The organism is Bacillus sp. DE0042, assembly GCF_007680225.1.
Classification (GTDB): Bacteria; Bacillota; Bacilli; order Bacillales; family Bacillaceae_G; genus Bacillus_A; species Bacillus_A wiedmannii.
In genome coordinates, this window is sequence record NZ_VEJP01000004.1 from 209672 (window position 1) to 224104 (window position 14433).

At 31.8% G+C, this 14433-nt stretch carries 12 protein-coding genes and 2 pseudogenes; 11 read left to right on the plus strand and 3 right to left on the minus strand.

Features of this window, described 5'->3' with window-relative positions; all coding sequences use genetic code 11:
• Positions 1-1231 precede the first annotated feature (1231 nt).
• Both FS802_RS17465 and FS802_RS17470 read left to right on the plus strand, forming a co-directional pair.
• Complete coding sequence (locus FS802_RS17465; protein WP_098654898.1) at positions 1232-1666, plus strand: sodium:proton symporter; 435 nt, start codon at positions 1232-1234, stop codon at positions 1664-1666.
• Positions 1667-1902: 236 nt separating this feature from the next.
• Positions 1903-2649 carry a YrrS family protein gene (locus tag FS802_RS17470; protein ID WP_144525268.1) on the plus strand — a complete coding sequence of 249 codons (747 nt, stop codon included), beginning with the start codon at positions 1903-1905 and terminating at the stop codon, positions 2647-2649.
• Between the two features lie 867 nt (positions 2650-3516).
• Here the strand turns inward: FS802_RS17470 and FS802_RS17480 are convergent.
• Positions 3517-3990, minus strand: a complete 474-nt coding sequence (locus tag FS802_RS17480) for a CDI toxin immunity protein (protein ID WP_144525270.1) — start codon at positions 3988-3990, stop codon at positions 3517-3519.
• A gap of 727 nt (positions 3991-4717) precedes the next feature.
• Between FS802_RS17480 and FS802_RS31630 the strand changes: the two are divergent.
• A pseudogene (locus FS802_RS31630) lies at positions 4718-4999 on the plus strand (hypothetical protein).
• A gap of 1221 nt (positions 5000-6220) precedes the next feature.
• Here the strand turns inward: FS802_RS31630 and FS802_RS31165 are convergent.
• Positions 6221-6409, minus strand: coding sequence for a hypothetical protein (locus FS802_RS31165; RefSeq protein ID WP_186367227.1), 189 nt, complete (start codon positions 6407-6409; stop codon positions 6221-6223).
• Positions 6410-7128: 719 nt separating this feature from the next.
• Between FS802_RS31165 and FS802_RS17490 the strand changes: the two genes are divergently transcribed.
• Positions 7129-7407, plus strand: a complete 279-nt coding sequence (locus tag FS802_RS17490; protein ID WP_016135680.1) for a hypothetical protein — start codon at positions 7129-7131, stop codon at positions 7405-7407.
• Between the two features lie 605 nt (positions 7408-8012).
• Positions 8013-8204, plus strand: coding sequence for a hypothetical protein (locus FS802_RS17495; RefSeq protein WP_048563546.1), 192 nt, complete (start codon positions 8013-8015; stop codon positions 8202-8204).
• A gap of 149 nt (positions 8205-8353) precedes the next feature.
• Here the strand turns inward: FS802_RS17495 and FS802_RS17500 are convergent, their stop codons facing one another.
• Entirely contained in the window at positions 8354-8491 is a 138-nt protein-coding gene (locus tag FS802_RS17500) for a DUF3956 domain-containing protein (protein WP_080377444.1), read from the minus strand.
• A 610-nt stretch (positions 8492-9101) separates the two neighbouring features.
• On the opposite strand from FS802_RS17500, the pseudogene FS802_RS31890 reads away from it, so the two are divergent.
• The 6 genes and pseudogenes from FS802_RS31890 to FS802_RS17530 form a co-directional block, all read left to right on the plus strand.
• Positions 9102-9358, plus strand: a pseudogene (locus FS802_RS31890) (LPD1 domain-containing protein); the annotation flags it as partial.
• Between the two features lie 13 nt (positions 9359-9371).
• A complete protein-coding gene (locus FS802_RS17510; RefSeq protein WP_098654902.1) occupies positions 9372-10685 on the plus strand; it encodes a DUF3854 domain-containing protein in 1314 nt (437 codons plus the stop codon).
• Between the two features lie 129 nt (positions 10686-10814).
• A complete protein-coding gene (locus FS802_RS17515) occupies positions 10815-11726 on the plus strand; it encodes an Rpn family recombination-promoting nuclease/putative transposase (protein ID WP_098822961.1) in 912 nt (303 codons plus the stop codon).
• A gap of 960 nt (positions 11727-12686) precedes the next feature.
• Positions 12687-13106 carry a hypothetical protein gene (locus tag FS802_RS17520; protein ID WP_048563135.1) on the plus strand — a complete coding sequence of 140 codons (420 nt, stop codon included), beginning with the start codon at positions 12687-12689 and terminating at the stop codon, positions 13104-13106.
• Positions 13107-13165: 59 nt separating this feature from the next.
• A complete protein-coding gene (locus FS802_RS17525; RefSeq protein ID WP_098655068.1) occupies positions 13166-13516 on the plus strand; it encodes a PrgI family protein in 351 nt (116 codons plus the stop codon).
• On the plus strand, positions 13517-14431 hold the full coding sequence (locus FS802_RS17530; protein ID WP_098708040.1) for a hypothetical protein: 915 nt from the start codon (positions 13517-13519) through the stop codon (positions 14429-14431).
• Positions 14432-14433 lie beyond the last annotated feature (2 nt).

Genomic DNA, 14433 nt, shown 5'->3' on the forward strand with positions numbered 1-14433 from the left:
ATTGTTAGTTTACAAAATACAAGAGATTTGAAATCAGTATTAGAGTGACGCCACACCTTCTATAATAATTGATATGTTACGCCTATCAAAAGAATCTGTTTTATAGAATGTATCCACATTTTTTATTTTACTATATGTAATATTTATTTGGTGTAATTTTCACGAATATGTATAATTGCATAAGGTTTATAAAAAAGAGAGTATAATTGGGTATTGTGTAATAAAGAAAAGAATCACCAACGGAAATAGGTGGTTTTTTTGTTGGGTATTATTATGTCATTGCATAAAAGGAATTTTGCATTTAAATAATAGTTTATTTTTAAGTTCTTGTATTGAGAAATAAAGAAAAGACACTCATTGAGTATCCTTCCTCCGAATTGAACCATCTTAATTTTAATAATATGTATTGGACCCCATCTAATATAATTGTATCAAGCTGATGCACAGTGGCAATTGAGAAATACGATTAACAAGAGAATGATTGTAGTGAAGACGCCTAAAAATAAGGAAGTAGATTCTTACAGGTTGACTTCGAATTCATCGACTCATGGTAACCAAAGTGGCTGTAAACAATATCATTAATAGTATTACAATGATATACAATTCGGATTGAGATATCATAATACCAATCATTATGCCATTAATCCTCCCATTGCTCCTGCTACAATCCCATTTAATGTGGAATCATATCTTAAAATATAATAATACCACTAACAAAAATACCGATCAGGAGTCCTAAAACTGAGGCTGTACTTAAATAGTTGTTACATTATTTGTAAGAAATATTTTTTGTTCATTTAAAAATCCAAACAAGCTTATTAATGCATTACGGTGGTTAACAGGTAAACACATCAATCATACAGAGTTCTGGATTTAAAAAGGGCTACTAAACTATGTAGTCTTTTTTAACAATTTAGTTTCCAAAAATCTATATTTTTTGTAATTCAGTTGCTAACTACAAAACTTCTTTTTAAAAAAATGTACGTACATACACATTACATTTTATTCCATAACGCTCTATCTTTTTTCACGATAGTTTAATATCGTGAAAAATAAAATATTAGGTACGACATCACTTTGTTTTTTATATAGATTTGTAATTAAACTATATATTGAAATTAATAATAATAAAATGTATTATTGAAAAGCACAATTTATAATTCAAGTAATCAAGACTATGTACCTATAATAATTTGAACATTCAGAAATTATAATATTTTCTAAAAACGAGGTGAGATTCATAGAAACAGTACATATTAAATGGTATGGATTGTATAGTATAAATGATTTTTATAATAGAGAAGAAGCTTCTAAAAAGGGAATATTTACAATCTCTAGAGTAGATGCTAAGAATATAACATTGCTCTATATAGGAAAAACCAAAAGAAGCTTTATACAAAAGATAAGGGAACTTAATAAGGAGTGGCTTTATGATGATAGCGAATTAAAGATTACATTAGGAATAATAGAATTTCCTAGTGGTGAAAGTTACTCTGAAAAGAAGGCAAAAGAGATAAAATCCCTTTTGATTTTACGACATACCCCATTAGAAAACGAAACATCTTTATTATACCATAGAGGGAAATTTAATTTAAAAATTATAAATAAGGGAAGAAGAGGTTTAATTGTTAAAAAGCTTTCTACAGAGGATCTAATATGGACGTAATTGGAATCACCTTTGAATAAAATTAAAGGTTTCTTAAGTGCCGAAGCTTATCAATTTTTAATGTATTAAACTATTTTGAATAACATATGTCAGATGCTTGAAAAAAACAAATTTTATTATGATATGAAATCCTGTATGGAAAGTGTAGTTCATTTCTATTATTTAATAAAAATATTAAGAATTATAGGGATAATACATAAAGAGTAGAGAAGAAAATAAACACGGAGGTTTAAAGAATGGGACAAGCAAGCAGGTTTCAAGAAAAACAACAGAATCGTCGTCAAAAGGCGATTTTTAATATTGCATTTACTTTGATATTAGTGACAGTTGGTATAGTGACATACCAGTTGTTTACCCCTTCTGATGCATCAAAGAAAGCAATTGCTCAAGAAAAGAAAGCAACAAAGATAGAAGAGAAGAAAAGTGAAGATAAAGAAACATCAAAGATAGAAGAGAAGAAAAGTGAAGATAAAGAAACATCAAAGATAGAAGAGAAGAAAAATGAAGATAAAGAAACATCAAATATAGAAGAGGAGAAGAATGAAGATAAAGAAGCAACAAAGATAGAAGAGAAGAAAAGTGAAGATAAAGAAGCAGCACAGTTAGAAGGGAAACTAAAAGCAGAAAAATCGGTAAAAACGAATGAAAACGAAAATGAAAATAAAGAGGGAGAAAAAACGGTATCTCAAGAAAAAGGTTCTCAAACTAATTCTTCTTGGAAGCCAATTGGTACAGAGCAAGGAGCAAAACCTGAAATGAAATTTAAAGAAGGAACAGTAGATTGGAGTGAGATGAAAAAAGCAATTTCTTATGCTGTTGATGTTCCAGAGAGCCAATTGATTTTCGATTTTATTGGGAATAATGGTAATAATAAAGCCTACGGTAATGTACGAGATAAGCAAAGTAATAAAAAATATAAGGTTGATATTGATTGGGTAGAGAATCAGGGATGGAAACCAGTATCTGTTCAGGTGGTAAAATAAATAATAGAAATGTAATTATGTGTTTAAAAGTTTACTTTTGTAAAAACTCAAAAAAGAGTCCGTATCAATCAAGACTCTTTTTGTTATATATTTATAAAATTTCTGTTATTTTTTTCGCCGAGATATGTGTGAAATTAGGTTATATCAATACATTTTTTACTAAACTTTGTTTTTCGTTGATATTTGTAACATAAACGTCCGTTTTTGTTACGTTTTATATTTGAAAATATGAAATATCCTAACGGTTTTACTAGCTGTAATAAAATACTGTCTCAAAAATAATTTGTAACATTATTAGAAAACGACGGCGAGATGAATACAAACGAAAGAAAATCTTGTGGATCATAAAGGATTTGAGAGCTAGAGGGATACATAACAGCGCAGATAAGGTTGAGGAAGCAGATAAAAAGTATATCCCCCTGGCGGCCAAATGATAAAAACCCTGCAGGGGATACAGGGCAAGACTAAGGGTAAGACTAAGGGTATTGAAGAATTGTCGATTCTAAAAGTAAAGTGATTTTTGGAATATTATAAGTTTAACATATGATTCATTTAAACATTATATAAGGATGCTACAGAATTATGAATATAAAAAACTAAGATAAAAATTATGAAAAAGGTTGATAATCCAAAGAATTCATAAGGGATTATGTTATTAATAGCGTCTTTATAGTATTAATAGGACAAGCTCTTGCATGTCGTAAATTCAGGAATCGAATAGAATACCCCGCCAAATAGACAGGTTCCTGGGGTAGGAAGATTGAACTATAACAATCTTTACGTAACTTTTACAACTGATTGAAGTATTTGATTAAAACAAAGTTTGAATTTTGTAGAACTGTAGACTAAGGAAATATGCTTAGGGTATTAGCGAAACCCAACCCTAATCAATTCTTCATCGTTTATTTCAATTACGAATCTATATTCTTTATCTAATAGCCAGTAATAAAAACTGACTGCCTCTACGTCAACTAGTGATTGGAATACTTTATCAAGATTTGTACTTACTACAGGGATTTTAAAATTATCCCATATTATAAAAATCTGTTCATCAAAATCAAGTTGGTTTGCTCTAATAAGGGAAATTAGTTGTTTTTTGTTCAAAGCTATGAATTGATTGTCTATCTGTTCCCAATCAATTCTTCCAGAGACCGTTATAGGAAATAAATCTATTAAAGTAGTAGCAATCTGTTGGCTTTTTTTCTGAGAGAAAATGAGAGTTTCGTTTCCTAGGGATTCAAGGCATTCATTAAACAAAGGGTTTGTATCATTTCTGTTTTTGGTTTTCAGTTCCCTTAACTTTTGTCTCATTTTCCATTGTCTTGACGATCTATCATTCATTTTTAACATTCCTTATACAATTATTTATGAATGAGTATAGCATGTAAGGGAAGCTCTTATGAAAATGAATTTTTATAATATAAATTAAACAAAAGCTTTATTTGAAAAAAGGACCTCTTACGGAAAGATAAGAGGCTATCAAAAAATGTTGTATTTGAAACACGTGATGTTTCACAAAAATATTATAACATAATTTTAATATTAAGTATAAATAATATATAGTTTTTGAAAAGAATAAAAATGTATAAAACTATTATTGAAATGAAGAAGAACTAGGATAAGGGGTTAGGGCTTTTAGGATTGGTATATATCTCTCACACGACATAAAAAAAAGAAAAAACGTATTGAAGATAACACATGAATGTCTCATAAATAAAAACATTATTTTAATTGTTGTAGCCCCTTAGAGGGCGCTCTAAGGGGCTAAGATTCGAGAATTTTTAAACTCTTGTTATTTACATGATAACTCCCTAAGGAGCATATAAGGAATTTTAACACTTAACTAATAATTTCACAACTGTATATACGAATCAATGAATTGATAGGTTATTTATATAAAAAATGGCTCTTACTACTACGTAAGAGCCCCATGAACAAAGAAAAAGTCGTAAATGACACTATATTAGAATCGCAATAATATTTTAACATCTTGATATATGGTTGTGTATACATGATTGGCGTAGTAGGCCTAATAAAATGTCATTTGATTTGAAAGGGGAATGGGAAAATGATTGAACAGGTTGAGATCGAAGGGCAGTTATCAATATTTGATATAGATGAAACAAAAATTAAGCTGTATGAAGTCTTAAAAGCAAATGCTCGCCATTGCAAGATTAGGAATTATTACCTACAAAACGATTACATGCGTAAAGTTAAGTAGTTCTTTATTAGAATTATAGATGACATAATTATTGAAATGTGTTTGAGTCAGTTCCCAGAAGTATTTGCTGTGTACGAGGGATTCACTGAAGCGCAGATCAAGAAGATATACAGAGGGAGATTGCAATAATGCTATTTTATAAAAAAAGAGAAGCCCTTAATCAGGTCACTCCTCTTAATGCCAATATACAATAACTATTCCATTATAATGTATGGGCGTAAAATATTTAATAATTATCTTTATGGTAAAAATTTCATTTTGCCTTAGTACCTTTAAATCACGAAAAAAGGTTTTGCTGTTTCCAACAGAACCTTTCCTAAAACGGCAAAGAATAACTCTCACCTTTCCCTTTATTTATATACTATAAGATTCTTTATATCGAGAAATAAAGAAGTATCATTATAAAAAATTTATCTTTTTTCATAAATAAAAGAGCAGCTAGCAAAAACTAACTGCTCAATACAAGGAGATACAGAGAAAACTAAATGGACTTTGGCATACAAGCCTATCAACATTATGGACATAATATTGATTATTATTCGAAGGAATTCATGTTTTACAAATCAGATTATGATAGTCGAAATTCTCCATATTGACCAGAAAAGGACCAAGAATTCTAGTGAAATTCCAAGTGTTCTTTTCCTAGTTTTTTGAAATTCTTTTACTAAATAGCCAACAGCACTAATTGCTAGAAGAATGAAAAGAATAAGTTCTAGTGTAACTGGCATTTGATCTACTCCTAATCCGTTAATTAATTTATTATATAACGATTATAAGATATTTTTGTGGTTAATGGTGAAAAATTTTAAAAAACTATCTATATATGTAAAAAGGCCCCGTTGTCTACAACAGGACCTTTCCTAAAATGGCAAAGAGTAACTCTTGCCTTACTCTTTGTTCATACACTACAAGATTGTTAACAAAAATCCAAAGAGCTTTATATTGAGAAATAAAGAAGAATCATTATAAAGGATTTTATCTTTTTTCATAAATAAAAGAGCAGCTAAAAAACTAACTGCTCGGCTGGTTCTCCAAGGGGGAAAGGAGAAAGGTTAGGGACTTTATTAAATGAGTTATGGTCATCACCTATCTATATTATTGACAAAATATTTAAATTTATTCCAGTGAACCTTAAAAGAGCACCTTTAAAAAGAGCTCTTTAAGGGAAAAGTGAGAAGTTAAAAAATAAATTAGGGTTTTTTGCTTCGAGATAATATATGACCATTTCATCATAATGTGACGATGAATCAAAAAAGAACAGCTAGCAGATGCTAACTGCTCAGTTCTCCAAGGGGGAACAAGGAGAAAATCTAATGTCATATATAGTATTGACGTAATATTAAGTTTTATTCAAGGGAGTGTACTAATTATGTAGGTTACACGAGAAGTCCTATTAACATCCAGGCTGCCCCGATCAGAATCAAAGTTTCGAATGTAATCCAAAACTTTTTTTTCTGGTTTTTGAAATTCTTTGATTACAGAAAATATGGCACTTATTCCTACAAGAGTGAAAAGAGCAATTCGGATTGTTTCAATCATTTGCATCACCACCTAATATTTGAATAATTTAATTATATATTAATTACTGTTTTATAGAAACTTAATGAAATAATCCTTTTAAGTGAATACAATTCTATTATTCTTTGTCATTTGTTTCTGGAAATGGAATGGGGTGGTCGTTCATGATTGAATGGTTACGCGTTTCTGGATAATAAACAAATATTAAAATAGGCTTCACTTCATCAATTTGGACGATGTGATTTACACTTTTAATGAATTACTCACATTTTTCGTTGGGCAAGGGGTTTCGCTCTTTGTTTGAGCTAATATAGACAAAGCTCCCTCAGTTCTCCATGTGTATTGCTTCAAATAAGGCATCGGAAGAAAGATATACCTCTTGGATATAAATTAAACATTATGCAAACGTGATTGGTCAGCACAAGATCGGCCAGCTGAAGTATTGACCGACTCTACAGAATATAAACGAGAAGATTCTTAGTCTTTTCCCAAGTACCGAACGTAAAGCGCGTAGCTAATATGAGCTGAAAAATTACATGATGCGGTGGTTTGGAGAAGGTTGCGAGTGACCTTGGAAGAAGAAGTTTTTCTGATTGTTTTTATTTTTCTCTCTCTCTCTCTCTATTAGATAGGAAAACAATGAGTAAGTTAATAAAACATATTTTTTGAATTATTTAATACAAATATATATAATTATATCGATGTTAATATATTAACTAGTTAAAAATGGGGAAAGAAAAATGAAAATTAAATTTAATGTGGTTAAAGATGAAAATTTTGATTTTATTTTATTAGAAGCAAAATTACTGAAAACTTTTAAAGAAGTCGATAATGTAGCAATAGTTGAAAAGGTTGAAGACAAAATTTTTGAAAAAGATGATGTGAAAACCCATTTAGAGGAGATTACTATTAATGTTACAGGAAAGAATATCGGATATAGATCAGTTTCAGCTAGTATATTTATTGTTCTAGAAAGCCTATCAATGAAGTTATTCAATATTAATATTAGTATACATTAAGCATCCAATACGGATGCCTTTTTCTTTGTTATGTAGAAATCACACATTAAATATTAGGGGGGCATAGAAATGATATAACCAAACAATCATCTCTTCTAGTGTATTGTAGCGTTTTAGTGTTACCCCTGCATTCATGAAAGGGTACCTGTATAAGGTGCCTTTTTGATGAACCATTTTAATATAGAAATCATATAGTATAGTGTAGGACAAGCTAACCGCTTATATCCTATTCAATGCTCATTGGGGAATTTCCCTTAACATATTCTAGCATCTACTGACGTGGATGCTCTTTTTTGTTGAATAAGATGGGCACATTTTTTGAATTGCTATTACGCCGTAAAGAATAACGCTAGAGCGATGAATCCATATAAAAGCAAAAAGAATCCTAAGATAAGTAGTATTGCACGAAAGTTGAGCATTTTAGACCTCCTAAGGGTATATAAGGAATTTTAATATATTATTGGTCTATTTAGAAGGATAACCACAAATTGGTAAAAGTTTAACTTGAATTTGAACAAAATGAATATTCGGACTAGAGAATATCTGTATAAATAGGTAGAATCTAGTTATATGGTTCACATTTTAATCCAAGAGGTACAAATTCTATGCGACGTGAAAAGGATTTGTTGAAACAATGGAAGGCGGATTTGCAAGCTATTCAAGAAGAGAAAAGGCTGAAGAAGAAGGCTAAGAAAAAGAATAAGAAATATAGCATTCCTGGTAAAACAGCTGACTTTATGGATGGCAAGAATACTTATTATAAAGAGAATGGGGTATGGAAGCAAAAAAATAAATAGTGTGAGGATAAATAAGTTTGATTAAGTTTATTGCAATTATTGTAGGCGCTGCCGTGATCTGGGTGGCGTCTTGTTTATTGTTAAGAAAAGAAAGATAAGGGGAAAATAAAAAAAGAGAGCTAATGCCCTCTTCTTTAGCGGTACGTTAATTAATCGCAGATTGGTATTCCGAGCACTCTTAAAGCTAATGCTACTTGGAGGGAAATCTCTAATCTAGCAATTTCGATACCAGCGACTGAAAGAACTAAAAAAGGCTGTCCATTTACAAACAAAACGCAACTATCCATGGTTACGCCTCCTTTCTAGCAATATAATATAGTATATGAATGAAACATTAATATGTAATAGTTGAATTAATGAATTTAATAGAATTAATAGATTAACCTATTTAAACAAATGAACACACAGAAAGAGAAAAGTTCTTTTAGATAGTGTTAAGGGGACAATTAATGGGATTGGTGGGATATGCATGAGCTATTATAAGAGAGCAAGATCTAGGATTGCAATTTGAAACGGTAGAAACATATGGTTGTACAAAAATATTCACTGAAAGGTAGAAAGGAGTGGATTAAGGAAACATAAAGTTGTTGAAATTTTTGTATGAATTTATTAACATGGAACTATATTTATTGTTTATTTGATTCCGTTTATTCCCACACCTTATGCGTTGTGGTTGAGTTGTAGAAGCAATTTACGTCTTGCTTCAATTCTGAAAGGGCTTCTTTGAGCCGATTAGTGTATATAAAGCTTATTTAATTAGCTGTGCACATTTTTAATCGACTTGAAGAATCCCTTTTTGTGTTGTTTTAAAGTCTGTTTGACTGGTAAAACCCATTATTACATGAGGCAAAAATTATTATTTAGGCAGATATAAAATGAATACTAGTTTTGAGGTATCTATACTTTGATACAAAAATCAAATTAGATAAAAAGAGAATCAAAAAATATTAGTCTACAAATCACGAGATATTTGCTAGAGCATTTGAAGTATATATAGCATCCGCTTTGCTAGAACAAGAACATAAAAATGATTATTTAGTTTGTGATATATATTCTTTTGTAGATATCTGTTAGGAGAACAAAGAAAGCATCTAAATAGAAGTATAAGGAGTTTAATGGAGGTAGTTGTTCTATACATAATAAACAATATATAAGGGGTGGGGGATTATGCATTATAACATTCAAAAAGGACAGTTCCGTTTAACAAGTGCTTATCCAAGAGGTAGCTGGTGGGAGTTTTATCGTGTTCCGTGTCCAATTTGTCATGATACAGGCAATTGCATGCTGCATGTTTCGCAAGAGAAGGTAGCGTGTACGCGTGTAGAAAGTAAATGGATCTATGGAAAAAACACGGGCAATCCAAGCTACATTCACTACATAAATGGAAAAGATAAGTATCAATTGCCTGAGGTGGATGAAGTTCAGATCCATGATAAGAAAAGCAATGAGGAATTAAATGTGTTTAATCGTAAGTTAATAGATTTCATACCATTGCAAGTGCATCACCATGCACATTTAATAAGAGATAGAAAAATGAGCGAGGAACAAATACAAGTACGTCAATATCGTTCTTTCTTAAAGCAACAAATTGTGTTAGAAGAGGATAATACGTATACGACCGTTTGGGAGAAACTATTTGAACAGATTGGGAGAAAAAGTTGCTGGCAGGGCATTCCGGGATTTTATGAGATGAAGAAAAGTCAGCTTTCTCTTCGTTTAATGTCAGGATTCCCTGGTATGTTGATTCCTTTTCGAAACCAGTATAATCAAATCGTTGGATGGCAGATTCGTGTGGATGAAGTGAAAAACTCAGTTCATGTGAAATCGGCACCTACTGGAGTTCAAGCAGAATTAATTGAACAACCTAATGTTGTAAAGATAACTAAGAATGGTGATTGTATATTTGAAGGTGAACTAGAAGTGAGCAAAAAGGTAGAAATTCCATCTCAAGAGGAACGAATTGTTATAAAGATTCATAAAGGGCAAAAATATTTATGGATCTCATCAGCAAACAAAAATCAAGGAACTGGTGCAGGAGGTAGTGACAATCCACTGCCTGTGCATGTAGCAGTACCGAGTTCTCATTTGAAACATTGGAATTCTGGTACACTTCATCAAACTAAATCAGTGATGATAACAGAGGGGGCTATAAAAGCAGATCTGATTGCTGATTTGATTCCAGAGAGGTTTAATAAAGTGGAACTTTCTGAAGTAGGAACAACGGTTCTTGCGATTCCTGGTGTAAATGCTTGGAGAATTACTATGCCTGTATTAAAGGATATGGGGGTAGAAAATGTCTATTTAGCGTTTGATGCTGATTTAGTAGAGAATAAGAAAGTAAGAAAAGCTCTTATAGACTTTGCGACAAAGTTAAAGAAAGAGGGTTATAACGTAATTATTGCAGCATGGAACCCAGTACAAGGAAAAGGTCTGGATGATACAATGCAAGCGGGATTTAAACCTGTGTTTAAGGGACTGTAATAGTCATAAATTAGGTTGATATTTTCATAAATAGGTAGGTTGAAAAAGATAGAGTTTATAATTCTATCTTTTTTTATATCCAATTACTACAAAGGTTTTAAATTAACAAAAAGATAGGTAAAAGAGAATATGAATACATCTATGAAAAAAAATCTAGTAAATTTACGAGTTGATTTTGCTTTCAAGCGCTTGTTTGGAGTAGAGGGAAATGAAGATATCCTCATTGGTTTTCTTAATGCGGTATTACAATCCTCTTTAGATGAGGAAATCATTTCGTTGTATTTAGATGATCCACATCTCCCAAGGGAGCAAAAGGATGATAAATTGTCTATTTTAGATTTGCGAGCTACTCTTAATAATGGTATAAAAATAAATATAGAGATACAGGTTCGCGACAAAAAAGACATGATCGAGCGATCTTTGTTCTACTGGGCTGGCATGTATTATTCTCAAATGATTCAGGGAATGAAGTACACAGAATTAAGACCAACCATTTGTATTAATATAGTGGATTTTATTCTGTTTTCAGAAGAAGAAGACTTTCATAATGTCGGTGTAGTCATGAACAAAAAATCAGAACACATAATTTCAGAGAATATGCAATTGCACTTTCTTGAGATTCCAAAAGTAATTCGAGAATGGCAAGAAGATCGAATGGATCCATGGGATGCTATATTAGCACGTTGTCTATTACTATTTCCTGCATATGAAGATGAGAAATTAACAACAATCCTGGAGGGAATCGCGATGGAAAAAGATCCAGTTTTGAAAAAGGCAATAGAAGATTGGGAGCGTTTAAGTAGTGATAAGGACTTTTTACGCTTATATGAGGCTAGAGAGAAGGCAATCAAAGATAGAATATCAGAAATAGAGACGGCAGAAGAGAAAGCCGCGAAAAAAGCTGCAAAAGAAGCTAGAACAGCCACTAAGATAGAGATGATTCACAATTTAATTAAAGTAGGTGTACCTATAGAGAAGATATCGGAAGCTACTGAATTAAGTGTGGAAGAGGTTAATGAAATTTTAATAAATAAAGAATAGATATAAGGGATAAAAAAACAGGTAATTGTTATTACAAACAATTACCTGTTTTTTTATTCTTTTTGATTGTTGTCCATTTTGTGATTTTAATTATATCTTTTCTTGTTTTAGAATTCCCTCTAATCTATAACAGAATTTATATATCGGGAAATAATGATAGAAATTAAGGTGAATTTAAACAGAATCCTTATTTAAATGAAGAAGCCCTAGGATTAGGGGGCTAGGGCTTCAAGTCATGGTATATCTCACACGACATTATAAAAAGAAAAGAACGTACTGAAGATAACACATGAATGTTTCATAAATGTATCAAAAAAGTGATTTTATAAATCAAGGTACTCAGCATAATTAACTAACGGCTTGTTGAAAAAAAGAAGCCTCGCAGAAAATATTGCAGGGCTTCATAAGACTGAGTTATGTCGTACTCACAGGTGATTTTAACATGGATTTAGCGGTAAATAAATTGGTAAATGTGTCCAAGTGGTTTGAAACTATTATTTAAAACAAAAATGCTATCTGGTAAGCATATGTAAAAAAGAGCACTAAATAAAGTGCTCTCGTGACGAGATTCATTTTGTAACGACTATTTTATATAGAAAGGAACGCAGAATATTAAATGAATGCCTTTTACAAATAAAAGAGCAGTTAGCAAAAGCAAACTGCTCCAATCATGGAATATGGTTAAGAAATGGGTTGACTACAGTATTGACGGAATATTGAGTTTTATTCAGAAGAACTGAATGTTCTATGTCTTAAGAACAGTGATATTTTTCAAATTTAAATGATAGGGTACTATCCAAGCAAAGAGGACAAAGAAATTAAATAAAAATGGAACACGAAAAGTCTATTTTTTAAGTGTAAATTAGGGCTTGTATTTTTAAAATCGTATAGATATAATATTAAAGTAATTAGATTTTAAAATAAAAATTAATCAGTTCGCATATAAGAGAAGACCTCAATATGCGCCATGTCCTTAGGGGACGTGTGCGTGTATTGGGGTCTTTTTGCGTTTTGCGAGCAAAAACATCCGGAGGTGCAGGAATTATGTTGAATTGGTTGTCTGCAAAACTTATGACAACATCAGTAGGAGATTTCTTACTGGCAAAAAGTAGTTTTTCGAAGGGGCTTGGTGGTAATGGTGGTGGTGGCAATGCTGAAACCGTTCAAAAAAGTATGAACACTTTGGTGAAAACCTTAATTGGTTTTGGGGGAATTTGGGTGGCAGCTTGCGTTGTATTTGCAGCTATTAAACTATCTGGTGCACAAGGGAAGAATCCTGAAAACCGTACACAAGCTATGATTGGTTTAGCTTGCGCAGCAATTGGAGGCTTTGTCATGATCAAAGCGTACGACATCGCTGCTTGGGTTACGACAATCTAATATAAGAGAAGCTTTCCTCTATTTGGGGAGAGCTTCTCTTATACAAAGGAGGAAAAAGAATGAGAAAAGTAACAGTTCCTGTTGATATGACTTCGGAACAAAAAACACTATTAGGTGTGCTGAGCAAACGCCAATTGATTTATCTATTGGGTGGCGGGGCATCCCTTTATTTATATGTACCATTTTTATGGCGGCTATTTGCACTTATTGATGCGGTAGTAGCGTTTTTTATTTGCTTAATTTTAGCACTACCAACGGTAGTAGGTGTAATAGCGTTTGCTTTTATTTATAAAGAAAAACAACACATGTATCTAGATAGATTTTTACTTATCAGAATGCGTAGCCGTTCCGAAAGAGGGAAGTGGAGAAAAGGGTACGAGCCAACTACATGGGCAAAGGAGAATTTATAGATGTTGGAAATGATATATTTTGCGGCGATAGCCATTGTAGGATTTTTCTTTTATCGGAAAATGAACGGAAAACCGCTGTTTGGGTCTAAGAAAAAGGGGAAAAAGCAAGGCGGAGTAGAGAAACACACTGCTGAAAAAAGTGGAAAGAAAAATAAAAAGAATATGCCTGCTGCATCAGAAGTTGATGAGGATAATGTTGATTTCTTTAACGCTTTTGTAGAAGACATTAAGGAAATTGACAATCATATGATTCGTTATCATGATGACACATTTATCTTGATTGCGGAAGCGCATCCAGTTAATTATTACTTGCTCTCCAATATGGAACAAGAAGCGATTGATATCAAAATTGAATCATGGTTAACCACATTAGAGTTTAATACAAAAGTATATATTCAAAGTAAGTTTGTAGATTTAACAGATCCTGTACGAAAAATGACAGAAACGATGAAAGGTGCGAAGGACCTTACACCAGAGACAGTACTATATGGTCAAGAAGTTATCGATAACTTAGAGTACTGGCAACGTTCGCAACCTCGATATGAACAAAAGCGTTATTTAATTTATCCATACAAAGTTGATATTAGTACGATTACTGCTGATACAGAGGACGAGCTAGAAGAAAAGATTGTAGATAAGGCATTTAACGAATTATATCGTCGTTATAACGCTTCTCGAAATCTACTATCAAAAGCAAAAATTAATGTAGAAATGTTAACGAAAGATAAATTAATAGAACTTTTATACGTAGCGTTTAATCGTCGTAAAGCTGTAAAAGCGCGTTTCCAGGACTTAATTGAAAACGAGAATTTCTCCCTCTATTCAACAGGGGAAACAAATGAAAGAAAACTAGAGTTAATGAAGAAAGTGCTAGCGGAAGAAAAAGCAGAAAAATCTAATAACGGGGTGGCGTAAAC

What these genes read in the sequence shown, in the direction of transcription:
- FS802_RS17525 (WP_098655068.1), top strand. Translation starts at nt 13,166, where the DNA reads ATGAGAAAAGTAACAGTTCCTGTTGATATGACTTCGGAACAAAAAACA.
- FS802_RS31165 (WP_186367227.1), bottom strand. Translation starts at nt 6,409, where the DNA reads ATGATTGAAACAATCCGAATTGCTCTTTTCACTCTTGTAGGAATAAGT.
- FS802_RS17530 (WP_098708040.1), top strand. Translation starts at nt 13,517, where the DNA reads ATGTTGGAAATGATATATTTTGCGGCGATAGCCATTGTAGGATTTTTC.
- FS802_RS17480 (WP_144525270.1), bottom strand. Translation starts at nt 3,990, where the DNA reads ATGAATGATAGATCGTCAAGACAATGGAAAATGAGACAAAAGTTAAGG.
- FS802_RS17500 (WP_080377444.1), bottom strand. Translation starts at nt 8,491, where the DNA reads ATGGATAGTTGCGTTTTGTTTGTAAATGGACAGCCTTTTTTAGTTCTT.
- FS802_RS17470 (WP_144525268.1), top strand. Translation starts at nt 1,903, where the DNA reads ATGGGACAAGCAAGCAGGTTTCAAGAAAAACAACAGAATCGTCGTCAA.
- FS802_RS17520 (WP_048563135.1), top strand. Translation starts at nt 12,687, where the DNA reads ATGCGCCATGTCCTTAGGGGACGTGTGCGTGTATTGGGGTCTTTTTGC.
- FS802_RS17515 (WP_098822961.1), top strand. Translation starts at nt 10,815, where the DNA reads ATGAATACATCTATGAAAAAAAATCTAGTAAATTTACGAGTTGATTTT.
- FS802_RS17510 (WP_098654902.1), top strand. Translation starts at nt 9,372, where the DNA reads ATGCATTATAACATTCAAAAAGGACAGTTCCGTTTAACAAGTGCTTAT.
- FS802_RS17495 (WP_048563546.1), top strand. Translation starts at nt 8,013, where the DNA reads ATGCGACGTGAAAAGGATTTGTTGAAACAATGGAAGGCGGATTTGCAA.
- FS802_RS17490 (WP_016135680.1), top strand. Translation starts at nt 7,129, where the DNA reads ATGAAAATTAAATTTAATGTGGTTAAAGATGAAAATTTTGATTTTATT.